1 protein-coding gene is annotated in these 576 nt (G+C 36.5%); it reads left to right on the top strand.

The window, feature by feature from the left end; translation table 11 throughout:
• Positions 1-57: 57 nt before the first annotated feature.
• Positions 58-576, top strand: a 519-nt coding sequence (locus tag ACTL4S_RS16440; RefSeq protein WP_213696967.1) for an IS5-like element ISAba31 family transposase, incomplete at its 3' end; no start/stop codon positions are given.

Consider the following 576-nt stretch of genomic DNA (forward strand, 5'->3'; position numbering starts at 1 on the left):
TTAAAAAAATAGCGAAGTAGTAAAATCAAATCGCCAAACCCAATTTTACTATTCGCTATGCCTCGTACCATGCTGACAGATCAACACTGGCAAAAGTTGAAAGTTATTCTGCGTAATTTATCCATTCACCACAACTCAAATTTACGCAATTTTATTGAAGCTATTCTCTATAGAATTAGAACAGGCTGTCCGTGGCGAGATATTCCTTCTTGTTTTGGTCATTCAAACTCTATTTTCAAACGTTTTAATCGTTGGTCAAGCAGCGGTAAGTTACTTAGATTATTCAAATTACTAGCCTCATGCCCCGATATGGAGTGGATTTTTATTGATGGCTCTCATGTACGTGCTCATCAACATTCTGCCGGTATAGCGAATCAATCTATTTCTAAAAGTGTAGGAGGAAACTCCTCAAAAATACATTTGATTGTTGATGCACATGGCAATCCTATTGATTTCATGATTACCGATGGAACCACACATGATGTTAAAGTTGCACCTGATTTAATATCAACATTAGATTTAAAAGAGACAAAAGTGGTATGTGCAGATAAAGGCTATGATTCAGAACCACTGCGT

This window comes from Acinetobacter lwoffii (assembly GCF_052078135.1).
Taxonomy (GTDB): domain Bacteria; phylum Pseudomonadota; class Gammaproteobacteria; order Pseudomonadales; family Moraxellaceae; genus Acinetobacter; species Acinetobacter lwoffii_Z.